General features: G+C 60.4%; 13 protein-coding genes and 1 rRNA gene. 2 read left to right on the forward strand and 12 right to left on the reverse strand.

Going from position 1 to position 20,991, the window contains the following annotated elements:
• Positions 1-52: 52 nt before the first annotated feature.
• From BMZ46_RS08220 to BMZ46_RS08230, 3 genes are read right to left on the reverse strand one after another with little or no spacing between them, the layout of a single operon-like run.
• Complete coding sequence (locus BMZ46_RS08220) at positions 53-2,230, reverse strand: prenyltransferase/squalene oxidase repeat-containing protein (RefSeq protein ID WP_074692010.1); 2,178 nt, start codon at positions 2,228-2,230, stop codon at positions 53-55.
• A 22-nt stretch (positions 2,231-2,252) separates the two neighbouring features.
• Positions 2,253-3,503, reverse strand: coding sequence for a glycosyltransferase family 28 protein (locus tag BMZ46_RS08225; RefSeq protein WP_007953861.1), 1,251 nt, complete (start codon positions 3,501-3,503; stop codon positions 2,253-2,255).
• Positions 3,500-4,399, reverse strand: a complete 900-nt coding sequence (locus tag BMZ46_RS08230) for an acyltransferase (RefSeq protein WP_254778459.1) — start codon at positions 4,397-4,399, stop codon at positions 3,500-3,502. The genes BMZ46_RS08225 and BMZ46_RS08230 overlap by 4 nt, the downstream gene beginning before the upstream one ends.
• 639 nt (positions 4,400-5,038) lie before the next feature.
• Between BMZ46_RS08230 and BMZ46_RS08235 the strand changes: the two genes are divergently transcribed.
• On the forward strand, positions 5,039-5,383 hold the full coding sequence (locus BMZ46_RS08235; protein WP_074692016.1) for a cupin domain-containing protein: 345 nt from the start codon (positions 5,039-5,041) through the stop codon (positions 5,381-5,383).
• Positions 5,384-5,477: 94 nt separating this feature from the next.
• Here BMZ46_RS08235 and mmsB read toward each other — a convergent pair whose 3' ends face one another.
• Both mmsB and BMZ46_RS08245 read right to left on the reverse strand, forming a co-directional pair.
• Complete coding sequence (gene mmsB / locus BMZ46_RS08240; RefSeq protein WP_039772935.1) at positions 5,478-6,365, reverse strand: 3-hydroxyisobutyrate dehydrogenase; 888 nt, start codon at positions 6,363-6,365, stop codon at positions 5,478-5,480.
• Between the two features lie 9 nt (positions 6,366-6,374).
• Positions 6,375-7,901: a CoA-acylating methylmalonate-semialdehyde dehydrogenase gene (locus BMZ46_RS08245; RefSeq protein WP_039772936.1), complete on the reverse strand. Its 1,527-nt coding sequence runs from the start codon at positions 7,899-7,901 to the stop codon at positions 6,375-6,377.
• 149 nt (positions 7,902-8,050) lie between these two features.
• Between BMZ46_RS08245 and BMZ46_RS08250 the strand changes: the two genes are divergently transcribed.
• Positions 8,051-8,998: a LysR family transcriptional regulator gene (locus BMZ46_RS08250; protein WP_039772937.1), complete on the forward strand. Its 948-nt coding sequence runs from the start codon at positions 8,051-8,053 to the stop codon at positions 8,996-8,998.
• Here the strand turns inward: BMZ46_RS08250 and BMZ46_RS08255 are convergent.
• From BMZ46_RS08255 to rrf, 7 genes are all read right to left on the reverse strand, one after another.
• A complete protein-coding gene (locus BMZ46_RS08255) occupies positions 8,995-9,495 on the reverse strand; it encodes an outer membrane lipoprotein YfiB (protein WP_170844893.1) in 501 nt (166 codons plus the stop codon). The genes BMZ46_RS08250 and BMZ46_RS08255 overlap by 4 nt on opposite strands.
• Positions 9,495-10,763 (reverse strand): diguanylate cyclase DgcN/YfiN, encoded by a 1,269-nt coding sequence (locus BMZ46_RS08260; RefSeq protein WP_074692019.1) that lies wholly within the window; start codon positions 10,761-10,763, stop codon positions 9,495-9,497. The genes BMZ46_RS08255 and BMZ46_RS08260 overlap by 1 nt, the downstream gene beginning before the upstream one ends.
• Positions 10,760-11,335 (reverse strand): regulatory sequestration protein YfiR, encoded by a 576-nt coding sequence (locus tag BMZ46_RS08265; RefSeq protein ID WP_074692022.1) that lies wholly within the window; start codon positions 11,333-11,335, stop codon positions 10,760-10,762. The genes BMZ46_RS08260 and BMZ46_RS08265 overlap by 4 nt, the downstream gene beginning before the upstream one ends.
• 118 nt (positions 11,336-11,453) lie before the next feature.
• Positions 11,454-13,562, reverse strand: coding sequence for an exodeoxyribonuclease V subunit alpha (gene recD, locus BMZ46_RS08270; protein ID WP_074692025.1), 2,109 nt, complete (start codon positions 13,560-13,562; stop codon positions 11,454-11,456).
• Positions 13,559-17,248: an exodeoxyribonuclease V subunit beta gene (recB, locus tag BMZ46_RS08275; RefSeq protein ID WP_074692028.1), complete on the reverse strand. Its 3,690-nt coding sequence runs from the start codon at positions 17,246-17,248 to the stop codon at positions 13,559-13,561. Before recB ends, recD begins: the two co-directional genes overlap by 4 nt.
• Entirely contained in the window at positions 17,245-20,697 is a 3,453-nt protein-coding gene (gene recC / locus BMZ46_RS08280; RefSeq protein WP_074692031.1) for an exodeoxyribonuclease V subunit gamma, read from the reverse strand. Before recC ends, recB begins: the two co-directional genes overlap by 4 nt.
• 154 nt (positions 20,698-20,851) lie before the next feature.
• A 5S ribosomal RNA gene (gene rrf, locus BMZ46_RS08285) occupies positions 20,852-20,967 on the reverse strand.
• Positions 20,968-20,991 lie beyond the last annotated feature (24 nt).

A 20,991-nucleotide genomic window follows, 5' to 3' on the forward strand; every position in this document is an offset into this window, starting at 1 on the left:
GCGCCTCCCCTGGCAAAATGATGACTTAACGTCCTTCGATGCTGTGTGCGGGTCAGTTCAACAACGCGACCCAGTATGGCGACAGTCCTTGTTCGAGAATCAGCAGTGTCTGGATGCAGACGAAGCTTTCGTCAGTGGTTGCCGAGGTTGCGTTGAGCGGGCCGAAACCACCGTCCTGCTTCTGATGGGCAGCGATCCAGTCTTTCGATTCCTGCAGATACGTCGGCTGCGCGTCGAGCAAATACATTGCTGCGATGGCCATGTAAGTACCCACCAGGCTGACCGCTTTGCCCGGCCGGTAATGGAACGAGCCGTTGGCCAGTTGCAGCTTTTGCAGCCAGGCGACGGTCTGTTCGGCATCGACGATGCGTCGGTTGAGAATGAACAGCGTCGACACCACGCGGTACACCGAAAACGCGTCCGGCGGATAACCCGGCTTGTTTGCGAACCCGCCATCGACCGAGCGGCAGCGCAAGGCAAACGCCATCACGCCCTGCTCGTCCGGCGCCTTGGCTTCAAGGGCGTGCAGCGACAGCACCGCCAGGTTGGTGTGCCAGATGTCCGAGCCGAAACCCGGTACATCGCCGAACCCGCCATCGGGGTTCTGGCACGCTTGCAGGTAACGCACGCAACCACCGATATCGTTCGGCAACGCGCCCAGCACTCGCAGCGACAACACTGCGCAGTAGGTGGCGAACACATCACTCAGGTGACCCGGTTGCTCGGCAAATCCACCGTCGGTGTTTTGCGAAGCCCTGATGCAATCGATCAGGCTGGCCTTGTTTTCGATTTGCAGGCCCAGGGCGTGCAAGTCCGAAATCACATGCAGCCCGGAAAACACTTGCCAGGTCTTGTCGGCACGGAAACCCAGCGGCGTGGTTTCGGCGGTCAGCCCGTAAGGCGTTTCGTTCGACGCCCGAGCCTTGGCCAGCCACGCCAGATAACGCTGCAGATCGACATTGATGGTCGGCACGCCCTTCGGGTGAATGCGCTGCACATCACCACCGCCATCGATCACTTGCAGCTCCCGGTTTACCAGCGCCGCATCGTCATGATGAGTGACGGCAGCGACCGGCTCGATGGACTGCAAAGCGTGGGCAGCGGCGAGCTGGGTTTTCAGGCTTTTCAGGTGCAGCGGCAGGTACGTCAGGTTGCCGATGCTGAAGATCCCCGGCTGACGCGGCGGCGCCCAGAACTGGCGAATGAACGGCACGGTCGGGTCATCCGGGGTCGACCAGAAGTAGCCCTTGCCCATGAACAGACCGCCATTGCGCGCGTCATGAAACTCCAGCAACGCCGCCGTCACCGAAGCCCGATCCGCTTCGCTCGCGCCGGACGGCAAGGCCTGAATCGCCTGCAACAGCAACGCCACGTCATAGGCGGTCTTGATCGGGAATGGCGACTCGTGATTTTTGTACGAGGTGTGCCAGTCGCAACGCACTTTGCCGTTGATCCCGACCCGATCCCAATACCCGCCGTACGCCGGATCGCGGAACAGCGCCAGGGTTTGCAGCAGGAACGAACGGGCCAGATTCGACAACGCATTGTCGTCGCGCGCATCAGCCAGTTGCGCCAGCACCAGGCTGACCTGCGCACGCACACCGCAACGGGTCAGCGCCACATCGACACAGGATTGGCTGTCGCTGCCGGCCACCCAGCCGATCAGGTTCTCTGCATGAATCTGCAAGTGCCCGACCAACCCCAGCCCCAACGGCTGATTGTCGATACGCGCCAGCAACGCCGTGGCGCTGATGTCGAGATCGATCGAAGTCGCCAGCTCCAGCGGCGTCGACCAGTCGCTGCTATACAGGCCGGCGACGGTGGAACGGGCGTAGAGCGCTTCGACCTTTTCCAGCAGACCGTGGATCGCGGCATTGTTCGCCGCGTCCTGCGGCACCCGGCGCTGATAGGCAATCAATGCCGCCAGCGCGTCCAGTTGCAACGCCAGCGTGCGGCAGCGCCCGGAGCCGTGCGGCGTCCAGTAGCGGTCGGCCAGTTCGTGGAAACCGCCATTCGCCGCATCATGCAAACGCATCAGCCCGTCATGGGCAAAACGCAGTTCGACATCGTCGCCGTGCTCGGCCTGATAGAACGTCGCGGCGACCTGATCCTGCAACTGCTTGTCGCTGGAAATCGCCACCTCGCCACTGGCATCGGTCACGGCGAAAAAGCCGCCGTGCTCGATGTCCTTGAGGCCTTGATCAAATAGAAACTGCGGATGCAGTGACATGGTGAATCCCTCTTCCTTGAGGTTAAGCGGCTTTGCTTTCGGTCAGCGACACAACGCTGCCCTGGCACAACTCGATGATGCGCGTCGCGGCGCGGGCGGCACCTTCGCCATCCGGTGCGGCCACTTGCTGATGCGGTGCGTAATAGGTCGAAGCGTCGGTGTCTTTTTCCAGTTCGCCCTGGATCAGTTCGACGATCGCATCGCGGTCGTGGCCCAGATGCGTTGGGAAACCCAGCAGCTCCAGACGGCGCAGCGCCTCGAGTTCGTGGTACTCGGATTTGGACGGCAGCACGAACAGTGTCGGAATCTGCAGTGCGGCGATTTCCGTCACGGTGATCCAGCCCGGCGCCGAAATCAGCAGGCTGGCTTCACGCAGCAGGCCCATCCAGTCCGGGTAGTACGGCACGCAGACGACGCCGTCCTGAGCCTGGATATCCTGACGGCCCAGCAGCACCAGTTTCAGTTCCGGATTGCGCTCGCGCAGGATCTTGAAGCTGTCCAGATACGCAGCGAGCAGCGCGTCCTTGTTTTGCGCAAACATCGTAGTGCCGCTGATCGAAGCCACAATGAACGGCGAGTCGCCGAGGTTCAGTTGCTCGCGCACATTCAATCCGGTCTGCACATTGATGTCGCGGATCATCGGGCCGACAAAATGCGCCTTGCCGCTTACCAGTGCTTCGGCCACCGGCGTGCCCTGATCGAGGGAAGCCACGTACGGTTTGTCGGTCAGCACCAGTTGGCTCTGATTGATCATCCAGTTGAACTGGCTGTGCAGCGCGGTGCGGGCCCGGGCCATTTCCAGCGCGTTGACTTCGAATCCGCCGTCGGCCAGGTCATGGTCTTCGAGCTGGCACAGAGTGAAGTCGTAGCGCTCGGTGACGAACACCAGCGGCGTACCGCTGAAAATCGCGGCCAGGCAGGCGGCCATGTTGTAGTCCGACACCAGAGCGGTCGGCTTGTATTCGGCGATCAGGGCCAGGTAAGACAGAATCCGCTCGCCGGACAAGAAAGTATTGGCGATATAACCGCCAATGTAATTATTCCAGTCGAGTTCTTTCGACAAGTTGCTCTTCTTCGAGTAATCGACCAAACGACCGGCAATATCCACAACTTCTACGCCAGACTTTTCGAACATCGGCGTGAAGGTCGGCTGCAAGGAAGCCAGTGCCACGGTCAATGGCATGTCCGGACGCTGTTTCTTGATCGCCTGAGCGATGGAAAGCGCGCGCATGTTGTGACCGGAACCGGTTGGATTGGGGGCAAATAAAATCATTCTTGAATCTCCATTAGTTGAACAACGCCATGAACCACAGTGTTTTCCAATACATCCCTTATAACCACCGAGTACGGTTTGATAACGGCACCGTCACCAATATTCAGTGGACCTACCAAGATGGCGCCCTCGCCAATAACGCAACGACTTCCAATGCGCACCGGTGCCTCCTCCCAAGGCAGTGAGCGGAATGAATGATCATGGGTGGAGGCCACGATCGTGACCCCCTCGGACAACTCGCTGAAGGCACCGACGGATACGCCGCCGGCTGCTTCGATAACCACACCGGTCGCCAGTCGCACGCCGGTGCCCAATTCGATACCGCCCAATTGCGACATGCCGCCCTGGCGGCTGCTGCGCCCGATCAGGATGCAGTCCCGGGCGATTTCCACCGACGCTCCGCCGCGCAATTCGGCATCGATCAAGGCGTCGTCGCTGATGTCCCAGGTCAGGGTGTCAAGGTTCAGCGACTTGAGCCGTGCGACCGACTGCGTGGACCGATCGAGCATCGACGGCAAGCCCTGACGCGCCCGGTCCCGGACTTTGGCCAGCACCGGTTCCGGGCTCGGCCGGCCGTCCTCGACCACAGTGCGCTGGGCAATGACCCGCGCCGGGCGACCGACGACGATTGCGTCCGGCGGCACATCGGCGGTCACCAACGCGCCAGCCGCCACCACGGCCCCGGCACCGATGGAAACACCGGCAGTCACGGTGGCCTTAGCGCCCACCCAGACGTTTTCGGCAATCCGAACCGGCGACTGCGCCGTCCCCAGGCACTGCGCACCGGTGGCGAACATGCCGGACTTGCCGACCAACGCGTGCTGCAAATCGCATCTGAAACCGATGAAGCAGTCATCGCCGATCTGCACGTTTGTCAGGCGACTGCCGGCACGCACCCAGACGTGCCGGCCAAGTTCACTTGAACTATCAACAGTCGTCGAAACTTCAATTACGTTTATGTCGTCCACAATAAAGCCTCATTCCATTGATGCCGGGCACATAAAATTCCGATAGGCGTGCGTATCCCGCAGATATAAATCCGCCAGTGCACAAATAATTAATTAACTGTTCATTTAAGGCTTCAACTCAAAGCACGCGAGACATTGCGTCCGCGCCACTTATTAACTGTCCGGTTCATTCAACTGTCATTATTCATTAACAACAGATAGAAGTTCACACTTGAGCCAAAGGCCAAGTCAGTTGTCGAGATGAGAAAAAGCCGATTCAAGTCTGTCCGTGACTCAGATAAAGCTCCGTTTTGAGGAATAGTTCTTTAGTACGAATGTTATAGTACAGACGATTTTGTTTTGCAATAGGTGTCAGAATGGTTATCTCGTTTTAGTCTAAAAATTGATTGAACTTTTATGGTGCACGCTTGTACCAAAACCGTCTTATATGCACAGCGTTGGTGCAAATTCGGTAGATGCGCAGATTTCCTCAGCGCTTACAGGCATCTGGAGGTCGACCCCAGACATTCCGACAGTACCCGCGAAAGCTACGGTGACGGCTCTAACTCCCTTTGGCCTGGAGCCGTCATGCCCGCACCTATCACCGTTCTGCGCGACACCCATCCCCTGCCCGTACTCGACGCCTGCAAATGGGAAAAGCTCGAGGGCGACCCGCACACCGTCAACCTCAACGCCTACACCAGCGAAGACGGCAGCAAGATCATGGGCACCTGGATCTGCACCCCGGGCAAGTGGCGGGTGGAATATGTGAAGTGGGAGTACTGCCATTTCCAGGAAGGCTACTGTGTGATTACCCCGGACGGCATGGAGCCGATCCACCTGCGCGCCGGCGACATCTTCGTGGTCGAGCCAGGCATGAAGGGCACCTGGGAAGTGGTCGAGACCGTGCGCAAATATTTCGTGTTCGCCTGATACAAAAAAGCCGGGAAACCACCCGACGTGATTTCCCGGCAACACCTACTGCATCTGAATTGCAGACCTGTGACGAGCACAGGCCTGACGACGATTACTGCGGCTTGCGATAGCTGTTGATGATCGCCGAGAAGTCCTTGCCCCCTTCCCCGCGCTGACTCATCGCCTGATACAACTGCTGCGCCACCGCGCCCAGCACCACTGGCTGATGGGCCTGACGCGCCGCTTCGGTAGCCAGCCCCAGATCCTTGAGCATCAGCTCGGCGCCGAAGCCACCCGTGTAGCCGCGTGAGGCCGGCGCCGTTTCGACGATGCCTGGCCATGGGTTGTACATTTCCGAACTCCAGCAACGACCGGTCGAGCTGTTGATGATCCCGGCGAGCACCGTGGTGTCGATCCCCAGCGCATCACCCAGCGCCATCGCCTCGCTGACGCCAACCATCGAAATGGCGAGCAACAGGTTGTTGCAGATCTTGGCGATCTGGCCGGTGCCGACCTCACCGCAATGCACGATGTTGCGGCCCATCTGCGCCAGCACCGGTTGCAGAGTGGCGAACAGTTCCGGGGTGGCGCCGACCATGAAGGTCAGCGTCCCGGCCGTGGCGCCGCCAGTGCCGCCGGACACCGGCGCATCGGCCATGGCCACGCCTTGTTTGGCAGCCGCCGCCGCCACATCGCGCGCCGTCTGCGGATCGATGGTGCTGCAATCCACTGCCGGCACGCCTTTGCCGATCCCGGCCAGCACGCCGTCTTCACCGAGCCAGACGCTGCGTACATGCACCGCAGCCGGCAACATGGTGATCACCAGTTCAGCATCTTCAGCAGCTTCGCGAGCCGAAGCGCGGATGGTGCCGCCCAGTTGCTCAAGTTCCGCCAGCACGGTCTTGTTCAGGTCCACCAGGTTCAGCGAATGCCCGGCCTTGATCAGGTTGCGCGCCATCGGCGCGCCCATGTTGCCCAGCCCGATAAATGCGATTTTCATGGCCGTTCCTCAGCGCAGGTTGATGGTGGTGTTCACGCCGTCGTTGACGCTGTCGTCGTCGAACCAGCGCGCCGTGACCGTTTTGGTCTGGGTGTAGAACTGCACCACTTGCTTGCCGTACGGGCCGAGGTCGCCGAGTTTCGAACCGCGCGAACCGGTGAAGCTGAAGAACGGCACCGGCACCGGAATCGGGATGTTGATGCCGACCTGGCCGACGTCGATTTCAGTCTGGAATTTACGCGCCGCCGCACCGCTCTGGGTGAACAGACCCGTGCCGTTGCCGAACGGGTTGGCGTTGACCAGCGCGATGGCCTGATCAAGGGTGTCGACTTCCAGCGCCACCAGCACCGGGCCGAAGATTTCCTGGGTGTAGATCTGCATGTCAGTGGTGACCCCGGAGAACAGGGTCGGGCCGACGAAGTTGCCGTTCTCGTAGCCCGGCACGCTGATGTCGCGACCGTCCAGCTCAAGTTTGGCGCCTTCCTTGATGCCGCTTTCGATCAGATCGAGAATCCGCGCCTTGGCCTTTTTCGAAATGACCGGGCCGACATCGGTGCCCGGCTCGTTGCCGGCGTTGACCTTGAGTTTCTGCGCCAGCGCTTTCAGATCCGGCAGCCACTGTTTGGCCGCGCCCACCAGCACCACCACCGAAGTGGCCATGCAACGTTGACCCGCCGCACCGAAACCGGCACCGACCAGCGCATTGAGCGCCTGCTCGCGATTGGCGTCTGGCAGCACTACGGCGTGGTTCTTCGCGCCCATCATCGATTGCACGCGCTTGCCGTGTTTACCGGCCAGGTCATAAACGTGAGTGCCGACGGCGGTCGAACCGACGAACGAAACCGCCTTGATGTCCTTGTGGGTGCACAGTCCATCGACCACATCCTTGCCACCATGGACGACGTTAAGCACGCCAGCCGGGATGCCGGCTTCGATGGCCAGCTCCACCAGCAACATGGTCGACAGCGGATCCTGCTCCGATGGCTTGAGGACGAAGGTGTTGCCGCAGGCAATGGCCATCGGGAACATCCACAGCGGAATCATCGCCGGGAAGTTGAACGGGGTGATGCCGGCACAGACGCCGATCGGCTGGCGCAGGGTGTAAGTGTCGACGCCGCCGGCCACGTTCTCGGCGAACTCGCCCATTTGCAGGCTGCCGATGGAGCAGGCGTGCTCGACCACTTCCAGGCCACGGAAAATATCGCCCTCGGCATCGGCAATGGTCTTGCCCTGCTCGGCGCTCAGTACCACGGCGATGCGTTTGGAATGTTCGCGGATCAACGCCTGCAGCTTGAGCATGATGCGCATGCGCGCGCCAATCGGGGTCAGCTTCCAGGTCTGGAAGGCGCGCTGGGCGGCGCTGACAGCAGCGTCGACTTCAGCGGCGGTGGCGAACGGGACTTTGGCCAGCACTTGCTGGGTCGCCGGGTTGACGATGTCGTGCCACTCGGTGGTCTGCGACTCGACCCACTCGCCGTCGATCAGCAGCTTGACCTTCTGGATCGTGGTTTCGTTGGGCGTAAGCGATGCGTTCATGCTGGTCTCCAGAACTTGTTTTTATCGTAGGAGCCAAGGCGAAAGGTTCGCCTTGAGATGAGGCGTGTGTCACGAATTGGTTGTCGGACTGTTTTTGGAGTATAGATGTGCAAACTTCTAATAAGAACGCACATATAAGCCCGTCCATCATGCAAAAAAACATCACCTCTCTAGGCTCGCTGAATTGGGACGATCTGAAGTTTTTCCTCGAAGTCGCCCGTACCCGCAAGGCCAGCACGGCGGCCAAACGCCTGGCGGTGGACTACACCACCGTTTCGCGGCGGATCAGTTCGCTGGAAGCGGCGCTCGGTACCTTGCTGTTCGAAAAGTCGCGCACCAGCGGTTTTGTGCTGACTGCCGAAGGCCAACGCCTGCTGAGTTATGCCGAGTCGATCGAAAGCACGCTGCACATGGCCTGCGAGCAAGTTTCGGGCTCCGGCGTCGCACTGTCCGGGCACGTGCGGATGGGTTGCACCGAAGGTTTCGGCAGCTTCTTCATCACCCCGCAACTGAGCCACTTCGTCGACGCCTACCCGGCGATCTCGGTGGACATCCTGCCGCTGCCACACTTCATCAGCCTGTCCAAACGCGAGGCCGACATCGTCATCGCCCTCGAGCGCCCGGAACACGGGCCGTACGTGTGCTGCAAACTCTGCGACTACCGCTTGCAGCTGTACGCGACCCAGGAATACCTGGACAAACATCCGCCGATCCGCCGCCCCGCCGACCTGGGCAAGCATCAATTCATCAGTTACGTGGATGACCTGGCGTTCAGCTCGGAGCTGCTGTATCTGGCGAACGTGTTGCCCGGTGCCAGCGCCAATTTACGCAGCACCAGCGTGATTGCGCAGTTCGTGGCGGCGCAGCAGGGGCGCTCATTGGCGATTCTGCCGTGCTTTCTCGCGGCTCAGGATCCGCGCCTGTTGCCGGTGCTGCCGGAGGAAATCGATATCACCCGGCAGTTCTGGATGTACTGCCGGGAGGATTTGCGCAAGTTGAAGCGGATCACGTTGCTGTGGGATTACATCCGTGAGGTGACAGAGCGCAATCAGGCGCTGTTGATGGGTGAGACCCGCGAAATGCAGTTCGCCGATTAATCGGCGCTGACCACAATCGACACCCGGCGGTTTTCGGTGCGGCCGGCAGCGGTATCGTTGGAGGCGACCGGTTCGCGGCTGCCAAGGCCTTGCAGCTGGATGTTCTCTTCTTTCATGCCGACCGAGGTCAGCACTTTGCCGACGCTTTTCGCGCGACGCAGTGACAGCTGCTGGTTATAGGTTTCCTTGCCCGAAGCGTCGGTGTGGCCATCCACTCGTACCCGTTCGATACCGACACCCAGCAAGGCTTTACCGATACGCTCGACGATTTCGGTACTTTGCTGGTTCAGGCTTTCGACATCGCTGCCAAACAATACCTTGCCCGACAGACCAAACTCCCAGCCGTCATCGGTCAGCTCGAAGCCTTGCTGCTTGAGAACCGCGACCTGGGCCGGCGTCAGGCCTTTTTGCGGGGCGGTCTGGCAACCGGTCAGGGCCAGCATGGCCGTCAGCAACAGAGTGGAAAACAGGCGAAAGGAAAGTGAGAACACGGGCATCAGCTCCTGGTTTGAACGGAATCGACCGGGTACTCCGTCCCGGCCGTGAATTGGGCGCCGCGCGACAAACGCTTGGCTTGATACATCGCGGCATCGGCCGCGTCGAGCAAGGTGCCGGGCGTGACGCCATGATCGGGGTAAACCGCGATGCCGATACTGAGCGACGTCACGACACTGCTGTCGCCCGGCAGCGCAATCGGGGTGTCCATGCTGGCGAGGATCTTGTCGGCAATGCGTTCGGCGTCTTCGGTCTTGTGCAAGGGCGTGAGCAGAACGGCGAACTCGTCACCGCCCAGACGCGCCACCAGATCCTCTTCACGCAACTGCGCCCGCACCCGATTCGCCACCGCCACCAGCACCGCGTCGCCGGCGGCATGACCGAAGTTGTCGTTGATGTCCTTGAATCGGTCGCTGTCGAGAAACAGCACCGCCACTTGCTCATTCAACTTGTGGGCACTGCGCAGAGCACGGATCAGGCGGCCTTCGAAAAAGGCCCGGTTCGGCAACCCGGTGAGGCTGTCGTGGCTGGCCTGATGGGCGAGGGTTTCGTTCTCGCTCTGCAAGTGGGTTTGCCAGGATTCGAGTTCATCGAGCAGGGCATTGAAGTCAGTGCCGAGGTTGTCCAGTTCGGCAATTTTTGCCCGTGGCACCCGTCGATCCAGTGCCCGCTCGCTGCGGGCCGCATGCGCCACCGCCGCCAGGCTGTGCAACGGGCCGATGATCCTGCGCAACTGACGCTGCGCCAGGTACAGCGCGACCCAGGCGCTGATCGCCGTGCAGAGAATGATCCCCGCCAGACCGCTCAACAGAAAACGCATCAGGCTGCCACCGTGGCCGATCAGCAAGATCCGCCCTATCTCCCGATCCTGATGCTGGATCGGCAGGTTGATGGGTTTTTCCAGAATGACTCGCGCGACCTGCATCTCCAGCTCGGAAATCAGGCCGTTCTCCGGACGCTGCCAGCGTGCGAGCAATTGGCCCTGAGTGTCCAGCACCTGGGCATCGGCCACTTCTTCGGTCGAGGCGATCAACGCCAGCGCTTCGGTCGCGGCGGCCTTGTCGTTGAACACCACGGCGGCTTCCACGGTGTAACTGATCGAGCGGGCGATCAAGTGCAGGTTGTGATCGGCATAGACCCGCAGCGCCAGCACCCCGAGCAGCGTCAACGACACGCTGGCCATTGCCACGGCGACCAGCGCCACAATCAGGTTGCCACGGCCGATGACCGAGCCGAGGGTCGGGCGCCCTGTGGATTTGTCGCGTCTCATGGCACCGCCGGTTTGCGGCGCGACAACTGCAGCACGCTGGGGTGAATACGCACACCGCTGCGGGCGACGGAGTCGAGATTGATCTCGAACGACACTTGTTCATCACCAACTCGCAGGCAGAACAGACTGCCGACCGTGCATTGATCGCCGCCTTCGCTGATGCTCAGCACCGGATGGCCGATCAGGGACGCGAACAGCCGGCTGCGTTCGTCTGTGGTGAGCTTGCCGATATAGACTGCGTCGCACTCGCTGACGATGGCTGGATTGTCGGCCAAGAGTCGGCGCACGATGACCGGACGGCCCGTGGCCTGGGTCGTGCCCTTGACCAGGTCATCGGTGTATTCGGTCGGACCGACGATGCACAGGCGCAACTGCGCCGGCTCTACCGGCCAGCGCGCATAACTGAGGATACCGAGGACCACCTGAGTGACGGATTTGGCCCGCTGTTCGGCCATACCCGCAGGGGCTGGAGACTGGGCAGTGGCCGCACCCGTGAGCAAACAGAGTACAACGGCAAGCAATGCCTGCTTGCAGACAACTACGCGCTCTGTCGCCCAGACAGCCACCTTCATGCAGGGATTCTCTTGGATCGTTACGAAATGATGCCGCAACGATAGCACAGCGTTGGAACACCAGCGATACAGCGACCTCTGACCGGTCGGTCAATAAGCGCCGGTCATCCAGGCACCTTCATCCTCGAGGCGCCGTTCCTTCTTCCAGTTCCAGCATCAGTCCGCTCAAGCGCTTCACCTTGCGTTGTACTGCCTCTTCAAATACGCCACTGCGGGGTTCGATCAAAGTGAACCAGTCCTTGGCCCGGGTAATTCCGGTGTAGATCAGTTCCTTGGTCAACACGGGGTTCAGGGCGTCCGGCAGGATCAGCGCGGTATGGGCAAACTCCGAACCCTGTGACTTGTGCACGGTCATGGCGTACACGGTCTCGACATCATTGAGCCGGCTCGGCAGCACGAAACGCACCCCACCGCGCCCGTCGTTACGCGGGAACGCCACGCGCAACACCGACTTACCGGCATCCGGGCCATCGCGCTCGGGCAACTTCAGGGCGATACCGATGTCACCGTTCATCAACCCGAGGCCATAGTCGTTTCGAGTCATCAACACCGGCCGGCCTTCGTACCATTGCTGGTCGCTCTCGATCAGCCGCGCCTTGAGCAATGCATCGGTGATGCGCTGATTAAGCCCCTCAACACCCCACGGCCCTTTGCGCACTGCGCACAACAATTGGAAGGTATCGAAGGCCCGCAGGACGTCACGCGCCCAATCGACCCAGCCCGGGTTCTCGAGCGGCGTTCCGCTCACCGGACGTCGATCGCGCAAAATGCTCAGATAGTGTCGATAACCGTGGGGGCCTTCGCCATGTCCGTCGAGCACCAGGTGCTCAAGTTTCCGGTCGTGCTCGTTCTGAAGTGGCAACGAAAACACATCGCCATGGGTTTTGGCATCCAGCAACTGGCGAGCCTCGTCCGAGAGTTGCTGATTCACCCGTCGCGCCAGTTGACCGATGCCGCTGCCCTCGCCGAAACGCCGTGAGTGACGCAACATCACCACTTGCTGGGCCAGCGGGTGCGAGCTGTCACTGCCTTCTTGCAAACCGCCGTCTTGCAGGGATTCGCCGCTCACCGCTTCCAGCCACTGGCGAGTCTGCGGACTGTACCAACCCGCTTCGGCATCACGGCACAAATCGCCCAGCACCGCGCCAGCCTCCACCGAGGCCAGTTGATCCTTATCGCCCAGCAACACCAGTCGAGCATGAGGCGGCAAGGCATCGAGCAGATTGGCCATCATTTCCAGGTCGATCATGGATGCTTCATCGACCACCAATACATCCAGTGGCAGGCGGTTACCGGCATGGTGGCGAAAATGCCGCGTGCCAGGTCGGCTGCCGAGCAGGCGATGCACCGTGGTCACCTCGGTCGGAATTTTTTCCCGGACGCCTTCAGCGACCTTCAGCGACTGCACCTGCTGACTGATGGACTCGGTCAGCCGCGCCGCCGCTTTACCGGTAGGCGCCGCGAGTCGAATGCGCAGTGGTTGATGCGCCTCGACCGCAGGTGCCTGGAGCAACGCCAGCAGACGTACCACCGTTGTCGTTTTGCCAGTGCCCGGGCCGCCCGTGATGATGCTGAAGGCACTTCGGGTGGCCAGGGCGCAGGCCAGTTTCTGCCAGTCGATGACATCCGCGCGCTGCGCTGGATCGAACAGCTCGTCCAGCCGCCGTGCAAGATCGGACGGTGTCGCTTCCTGCTCCGCGAGCCGCTGGCGCAATGCGCTGTCGATACGCCGCTCGTAGGCCCAATAGCGTCGCAAGTACAAACGCTTGCCGGACAACACCAGCGGGCGCTCCTGCGCCGACGCACCTTCGTCGGCGGCCAGTGCCACCAGCGAACTGCCGGCCAGTACATTGCACCAGTGCGCCCCGTCGAGTGTTTCAAGCAGCTGCGATGGCAGCAGCAATGCACCGGGTTGCATGTCCCCTTCCGGAGGCAAAGACAGGGCGAAATCCGGCGCCTTGAGGGTTTCAAACAGATCCAGGCACACATGTCCATGGCCGAGCTGGTGACTGGTCAATGCGGCGGCGAGCAACACCAGCGGATCGACATCGGGTGCCAATTCATGAAGAAAAGCCACGAATGCCTTGTCCAGTGCCCGCAGCCATCCGCGCTCGACCCAGCGGGTGAGCAATAGCAGCAGATCATCGGCACAGGTGAGAGGTGTCAGCTGCGCGAGGCTGTCGGCGGTCAGCGGCGTGGGCAGCAGGTCGGCGAACGTCCGATTCATAGCAATTCTCCCTGCACCCACGCGGGCTCGGCCCTGGGTTGCGGTTTACCCTGGAACATGATGTCCAGACGCTCGATCAGCTCCCGTGGTGGGCGTGCGAAGTAAACGCCACCACCAGGCGCCCGAGTTCCACGCAGAAACAGATACAACGCGCCGCCGATATGCCGGTCGTAGTCGTAATCGGCGAGCCGCGCCTTGAGCTGACGATGCAGTGCTAACAGGTACAGCACGTATTGCAGGTCGTAACGGTTGTCGAGAATTGACTGCTCCATGGCCCGTTCGGTGTACGCGGCGTCATCGACGCCCAGCCAGTTGGATTTGTAATCGGCCACGTAGTACCGGCCCTCGTGCTCGAACGTCAGGTCGATAAAGCCTTTGAACATACCATTGAGTTGCACCGCTTCGGCGCCGACCCGGGCCACACCGTTGTGAGTGAACTGACGCACCTGTTCGTCGAGCTTGAGCACGTCGACCTTGTGGCTGGCGAACCAGAACTCCATCTCGACCCGATATTGCTTCAATTGCTCAAGCACCACTGGCGGTTGGTCGAGGCCCGCAGGCAGTGGCAGTTTGAGCAAGTGTTGCAACCAGTCGCCGAGGGTGGTGATCCAGCCCTCCCAGCCCCGTCGATTGCAACGCCGGGCGATCGCATCGTCGAGCGACTCGCGGGTGACCGCGAAGCCCTCCTCACCCGCCCACTCGAGCAAACCGTGAAGAAACGTTCCCGGATTCGGTCCACGAGGGAAACGGTGAATATCAGCTCCGCCGGCGATGATCTCGCGCGGTGCTTCAGGATCGAGGCGTTCGTCGTCGAACAGCTTTTGCGCTTGCGGACTGTCGGGGGCTTCGTCGTTGCCAGCGCTCAGCACGTCACTGATGCGCAAGGCACTGTACGAAGCGATCCACCAGTTCTCGCTGGCCCTGCGGCTCGGTAAAAGGGTGGCACGCAGCGTGGCTTCGTTACGCGGAGGCTGGTAAACCTCGCTGGTGGCTTGTGGCATTTCAACAACGCTCAGCGCCGAACAATCCTGTTGCAGATCGTCCAGCCAGCGGGCCAATCCGCTGGATTCATTCAACGTTACGCCGCCGCCCAACAGATAGCCCAGCGCAGAAAGATGCAGCACCGAGCTACTGTGGTTGCCGCGCTTGAGATCCGTCACCCCAAGCCAGCAAGCGTGTTGTGCGCGGGTCAGCGCGACGTAGAGCAAACGCAGATCCTCTGCCAGGCGTTCGGTGTCCGCCACAGCGATCAGTTCCGCGTCGGGCTTCAGGCTGATGCGAGCCTTGCCGGATTCATCGTGGTAGTGCAGCGGCAATCGACTGCCATCTACCGGTTTAGCCGAGCAGATGAAAGGCAGGAACACCAACGGGTACTCGAGCCCCTTGGATTTGTGAATGGTCACGACCTTGACCAGTTGTTCGTCGCTTTCAAGACGCAGGATCTGCTCTTCACCTGCCTGCCCAGACAGCGACAGATGCTCGGCCAGATGGCGGATCAGTGCCTGCTCACCATCGAGTTCCGACGCGGCCTGTTGCAACAACTCCGACAGGTGCAACAGGTTGGTCAGCACCCGCTCACCATCACTGCGGGCAATGAGCATCTGCGGCAGTTGAAAGTCGTGCAGCAGGCGCCGCAGCATCGGCAGCACCCCTTGCTTGCGCCACAGCTCACGATAACCGCGGAACTGCATGACCCGGGTTTCCCAGACCAGTTCGTCCTGATTCAGACGCTCCAGCTCAGCCAGTGGCAGATTCAGCGTGATGCACGCCAACGCCGCTTTCAGGGAACGCTCGACATCCGGCTCGGCGCACGCCTTGAGCCACGAAAGCAGATCATGGGCTTCCTGAGCGGCAAAGACCGAGTCCTTGTCAGAAAGATAAACGCTGCGGACTCCCCGCGTTGCGAGTTCACCGCGTATCGCCTGCGCCTCTTTACCGTCGCGCACCAGGATCGCAATGTCCGCTGGCCGCAGTCCACGCCAATCCTTGCCCTCCTGCGCAAACCCGACGCGACCAGTCTGCCCGCCATTGAGCAGGGCTGTGATCTCACTGGCGCAGGCTGCCGCCAACTGCTGGCGATAAACTGCCCCGGACAGTGGCTTGTCGGTAGATAGATGCCAGATGTTCAGCGCCGGTACGTCCAGCCCGGCTACCTGCAAATGTTCTTTGCGTCCCTGCGCCTCCACAGGCTGGAACGGCACCGGGTTATCGCCGTTTTTCTCTCGGAACAGAAACGCCCCGCGCCCTTGCTCACGGGCCTCGGCACGCTCGAACACATGGTTGACCGCACGGACCATCCCGTGACTGGAACGGAAGTTGGTGCCCAGGGTATGCAGACGCCCGAACGTGGCCTGCCGGGCTCGCAGATAGGTGTAGATATCCGCGCCCCGGAAGGCATAGATCGCCTGCTTCGGATCCCCGATCAGAAACAACCCGGTCTCGGGGTTATCCTCTTCAATGCGATAGATGCTTTCGAAGATCCGGTACTGCAACGGATCCGTGTCCTGGAATTCATCGATCAAAGCTACGGGGAACTGCTCGCGAATGAGCGTGGCGAGACGCTCCCCGCCGTCGGACTGCAAGGCCGCATCCAGACGCAGCAGCATGTCGTCGAAACCCATTTCGGCTCGACGGCGCTTCTCATCTTCAAAGCGAGCACCAACCCATTTGGCAGCATGCTGCAGCACGGCCGCATCGGGCGTCGGCAAATTGTCGAGACTAGACTTGAGCACAGGCATGGCATCCAGGCCCGGGTGACTCGGCGGCTCGCCTTTCCAGGCTTCAGCCATGCCCTCCGGTGTGAGCCGGGCGAACCCGGTGCCGATATCCAATTGTTCGAGCGTCTCGTCCTCAGCCCAGGCCTTAAGCTTTTCAAACCAGGGTTCGAAATAGCGGGCCTGCATCTTGCGCCCATCCACCGTTTTGTTGGCGATACCCTGATGGCAGATAGCGAGCAACTCATCGGACCACTGCCGCCATGGTCCCTTCAACTCCACCAATGCCGCACGGCGTTCCTGCAGGCATTCTTCGATCAGTTCGGATGGCGTCTGGTCTGAGTTCCCTTCGCGCTCGGTGCCAAACAGCCCACGCACACGCGGCAACAAGGCCGCCGGACCTCCCCAGTGACTGCGAACCCAGCTCAATGCATCGCCCTGCATCGGATAGCAGAACAGCCGCCAATAATCGCGCAGCACTTCGCCGAGCAAGTCGCTGTGATCAGTTTCCAGGGTCTGGGTGAACAGACTGCCGCTGTCGAACGCATGCTCGCGCAGCATTCGCTGACACCAACTGTGGATAGTCGAAACCGCGGCTTCGTCCATCCATTGCGCAGCGATGTCCAGGCGGTTGGCGCAACCGGGCCATTGTTGCGGATCGAACTCTTCACGCAGTTCATCGATCAGCGCATCAGGGGCAGGCGTCTCGTCACGAAAGAAACGGGCGGCCTCGGCCAGACGTGTGCGTATGCGCTCGCGCAGCTCTTTGGTCGCCGCGTCGGTAAAGGTCACCACTAGAATCTGCGGGGGCAACAGCTCACGACCGAAACCGTTTACCTCGCCTCCGTGACCGAGGATCAACCGCAGATACAACGCTGAAATGGTAAATGTCTTGCCAGTGCCCGCGCTGGCTTCGATCAGTTGGCTGCCCTTTAACGGGAATGCCAGGGCGAGTGGTGGCTGGTTACTCATGCGCCTGCCTCCTCGTGGGCCCATGAGCGCCAAGGTGCCTCGAGCAACGGGCGATAAAGCGCATCACACCAACCGGAGAAGGTTTCATCCGCCTGCAGTGCATCGTAGTCGGGGAACTGTCGGGCAAGAGCCGGGCTTTCGCGACGCTCGCCTTCGTTGTTCTGACCATCACCCTCATAGGTCTTACGGGCAGCCGCTTCAGCCTTGACCGGATCGGTCTGGGCCAGCCATGCAAAAGCCGTTTTTACCGCGACAGGAAGTGGCTGGCGCATTCCCGTCTGCCAGGCGAGCAGCAGATCCTCGAGAATTCGCCCCGCTCGAGTCTGTTCCAGAGGTTCAAGAAGGAGCGTGTCATCACTGGCCACCAGTGCGGTCGTCAGGGAGAGTCCACTGGCACAGGCGACAAGGTGACTGACCCAGGGCTTGGTCAGGCGATGCCATTTGCGGCTCTTGATCGAGCCTATGCTGTTGGGGATTGTCGTGACCGACAGTACGCCGCCATCGGCGCGCCTGTGCAAACCGCCCAGCCATCCTTCAAGGCGCAGTTCCTGCCATTCAAAATTGATCGGTAGCGCGTTGGTTAGCGGTGTTGGCCATAACGCCAACAGCTGTTGATATCGTTGCAACAAGTCTGGCAAAGGCTCGATCAGCTCTCGTTGAAGGCATTCACCGAACCCGGCCATGGGCAGCAGTCCGCTGTTCTGCAGGCGTCGGGCTTGAGACTCGAGCGCCTGATCAACATTGTCCGGGTGTCTCAAGGCTGCCCCGAGCAAGCTGTCGCTGAGCATGTATCGCTGCAACGCATCCAGTACAAAGGGTTCCTCGTCAGCCTGAGGTACCTGCGCCGCTTCGAAGTAAACCTTGAGTCGCTGAGTGAAAAAGTGTCGGACCGGACTGCGCAGGAAGTCCTGCAGCAGTTCCAGACTCAACGGTTCTTCCTGGACATGGGGGGCAAGCATTGTGGCGACGTCGTTCTGTTCGTGAGGTTGATGCAGCACCTGCCATTCGCTGGCGTAGCTGAAAAGCTTGTCTTCCTCATGGAAGTAGCGCGAACTGAATGGCTGCAACGGATGCTCCTGAGTCATGGCAATCAGGAGGTCCTCGTTGTCGTCGGCCGATCGCCACCCATTGGCGAGATGATCGCGTAACTGGCCGATCAACACAGAGGCTGGCCGCTCACTGTTATCGCGAATGCTGCGACCGACCCAACTGATGTAGAGCTGATGACGAGCGGACAAGAGTGCCTCTAGCAGAAGATAACGATCATCCTCACGACGGGAACGATCTCCCGGCCGGTAGTCGCTTCCCATGAGATCGAAGTCCAACGGTGGTTGAGCGCGTGGATAATCGCCATCGTTCATGCCCAACAGACAAACCAGTCTGAACGGAATCGCGCGCATCGGCATCAGCGTGCAAAAGTTAACGGCTCCGGCCAGAAAGCGCTGCGACAGACGCCCCTGATCCAGCCCTGCCAGCCAGGCCTCACGGACGACGGTCAGTGGCAGCTCGTCCAGCAGATCGACGGCTTCGCAGGTTTCCAGCCAGGTTTCGCGCAACTCCTCGAGTTGAGCCAGCAGGTAGTCGTCATGCTCGTCTTCGGGTTTGAAAAAAAGCTGCATCAACGCCTGAAGCCGATACCCCCATTCCTGTGGCTGCGCGGGCTTCATCAGTTGCTGATGCGAGAGTTCCAGTGCATCCAGCAATGCTACCAACGGGCCGATCAGCGCGGCATCGAGACCACCGATTTCATCGTACGGCTCGATATCCCCACAGGCGCCGGAACTGCCGACGGCATAACCGAGCAGCATCCGGCGCAAGCCAAAGCGCCAACTGTTTTGCTCCAGCTCGTCGGGCAATCCCAGCTCGGCACGTTGCCCGGCATCGATGCCCCAACGCACCCCAGCCCCCTCAATCCAGCGATGCAGGGTCGGCAAGTCTCGCTCCTGCACACCAAACCTGGCGCGTAACGCAGGAACGTCGAGCAAGTCGAGGATCTCACTGACGGGAAAACGGCTATCCGGCAGCTTGAGCAGATGCTCGACAGCGATCAGCAATGGATCTCGTCCGCGTTGCCCCTGATCGGCCATGGTGAAGGGAATGAAGCGTGGGTCATGACGATCCAGCTGACCAAAGACGGCGCGGATATGCGGCGCATAACTATCGATGTCAGGCACCATCACGATCACATCGCGAGGGCGTAATTGAGGGTTGGCACTGAAACGGGCGAGGAGCTGGTCGTGGAGAATCTCCACTTCGCGCTGGGCGCTATGGGCAATATGAAAGCGGATCGAATCGTCTTGAGTCAGATCGACTGCCGGCCAGCGCGCTCGAGTCTCGCTGAGCGGCCGCAGTTCCAGAATGTCGTCCTGTAACTGGTTGAGCATGTTCTTCGACTGGTTTTCGCTGAACAGATCGATACGCCCGTTACGAAATGCTGCGCGATAGCTGTCAGGCTCGTCGTAGCTGTCGAGAAGGTTGATGTAATCACGACCTTGCTTACCCCATGCAGCGAGGAGCGGGTGAGCATGTTGGTGGAGTGATTCCGAGTCCAGCACCACAGGCATGCCGTTTTTACGGGCTTGTCGCTTGTACTGATGACGTAGTAGATCCTTGTCGGCAACGATATCGGCCCAGTGATAACGACAGGGGTTATGGACGCACAACAAAACCTGGCTGAAACGGGAAAGCCCGGCCAACGCTTCCAGTACTTGTGCGGGCAACGAGGAAATTCCAAAAACGATCACTCGCTGGGGAAGTCCGGACGGTGCGCTTTCAAGACTGTTGATGCGCTCCATGAATCGCTGGTGCACGCCTGCCCGACTTTGGGCCATGCCTTGCTCGCCCACATCGTCCAGCAGGGCGCGCCACAACTCTGCCTGCCAGCAACTGGTCGGAGGAAGCGGCTTCGCTTCACCCCTCACATTGCGTAGCTGATGATGCCCCTCTGCCCAATCCTCAAGCCAATCAGCGCGGTAAACCTGATATTGGTCGAAGAGGTCAGCCAAGCGTTCGGACAACTGGTAACGCTTGCGCAGATCGGTGTCATGGGTGAGAAAGCGTTGAAGCGGTTCGAAATGCGGCCGGTTGATGACCTGTGGCAACAGGCGCATCAGACGCCAAGTCAACGGTGCCTTGTCGAGCAGCGACTTTGCCGGAATTTCCTCTCGGCCCAGCACCATCCGGTAAAGCTGCCACATGAAACTGCCCGGCAGTTGCACATCAATTGCGGCGGCGATACCACAGCCGCCCAAGTCGTCTGCTTCAGGATCCTCAGCCAGTGCCAGCTTGAGCCATTGAGCGATGCCGTTGCTCTGTACGAGTGCAATTTCGTTCTCCAAGGGAGCCAGTGGATAACGCCGCATGATGCTGATCACAAGGCTGCGCAGTTCATCCAGGCTATTGCTCTGAACGACCATGAATGCAGCGTTGAGGGACTGGGTGTCCGGCATGAAGGCTTCCTTGGAAAAGTACAAAAGCTAGGGCTGAACCTTAGCATTGTCGGCCGGCGAGGACAGCCGCAAGGCGTCCGACAATGCTGTACGAACTTTCCTGCAGGCAAAACAAAACCCCAACTGCTTTCGCAATTGGGGTTTCGGAATTTAATCTTGACGATGACCTACTCTCACATGGGGAAACCCCACACTACCATCGGCGATGCATCGTTTCACTTCTGAGTTCGGGATGGGATCAGGTGGTTCCAACGCTCTATGGTCGTCAAGAAATTCGGGTACTGACTCGTGACC

Source organism: Pseudomonas sp. NFIX49 (genome assembly GCF_900115915.1).
Classification (GTDB): domain Bacteria; phylum Pseudomonadota; class Gammaproteobacteria; order Pseudomonadales; family Pseudomonadaceae; genus Aquipseudomonas; species Aquipseudomonas pharyngis.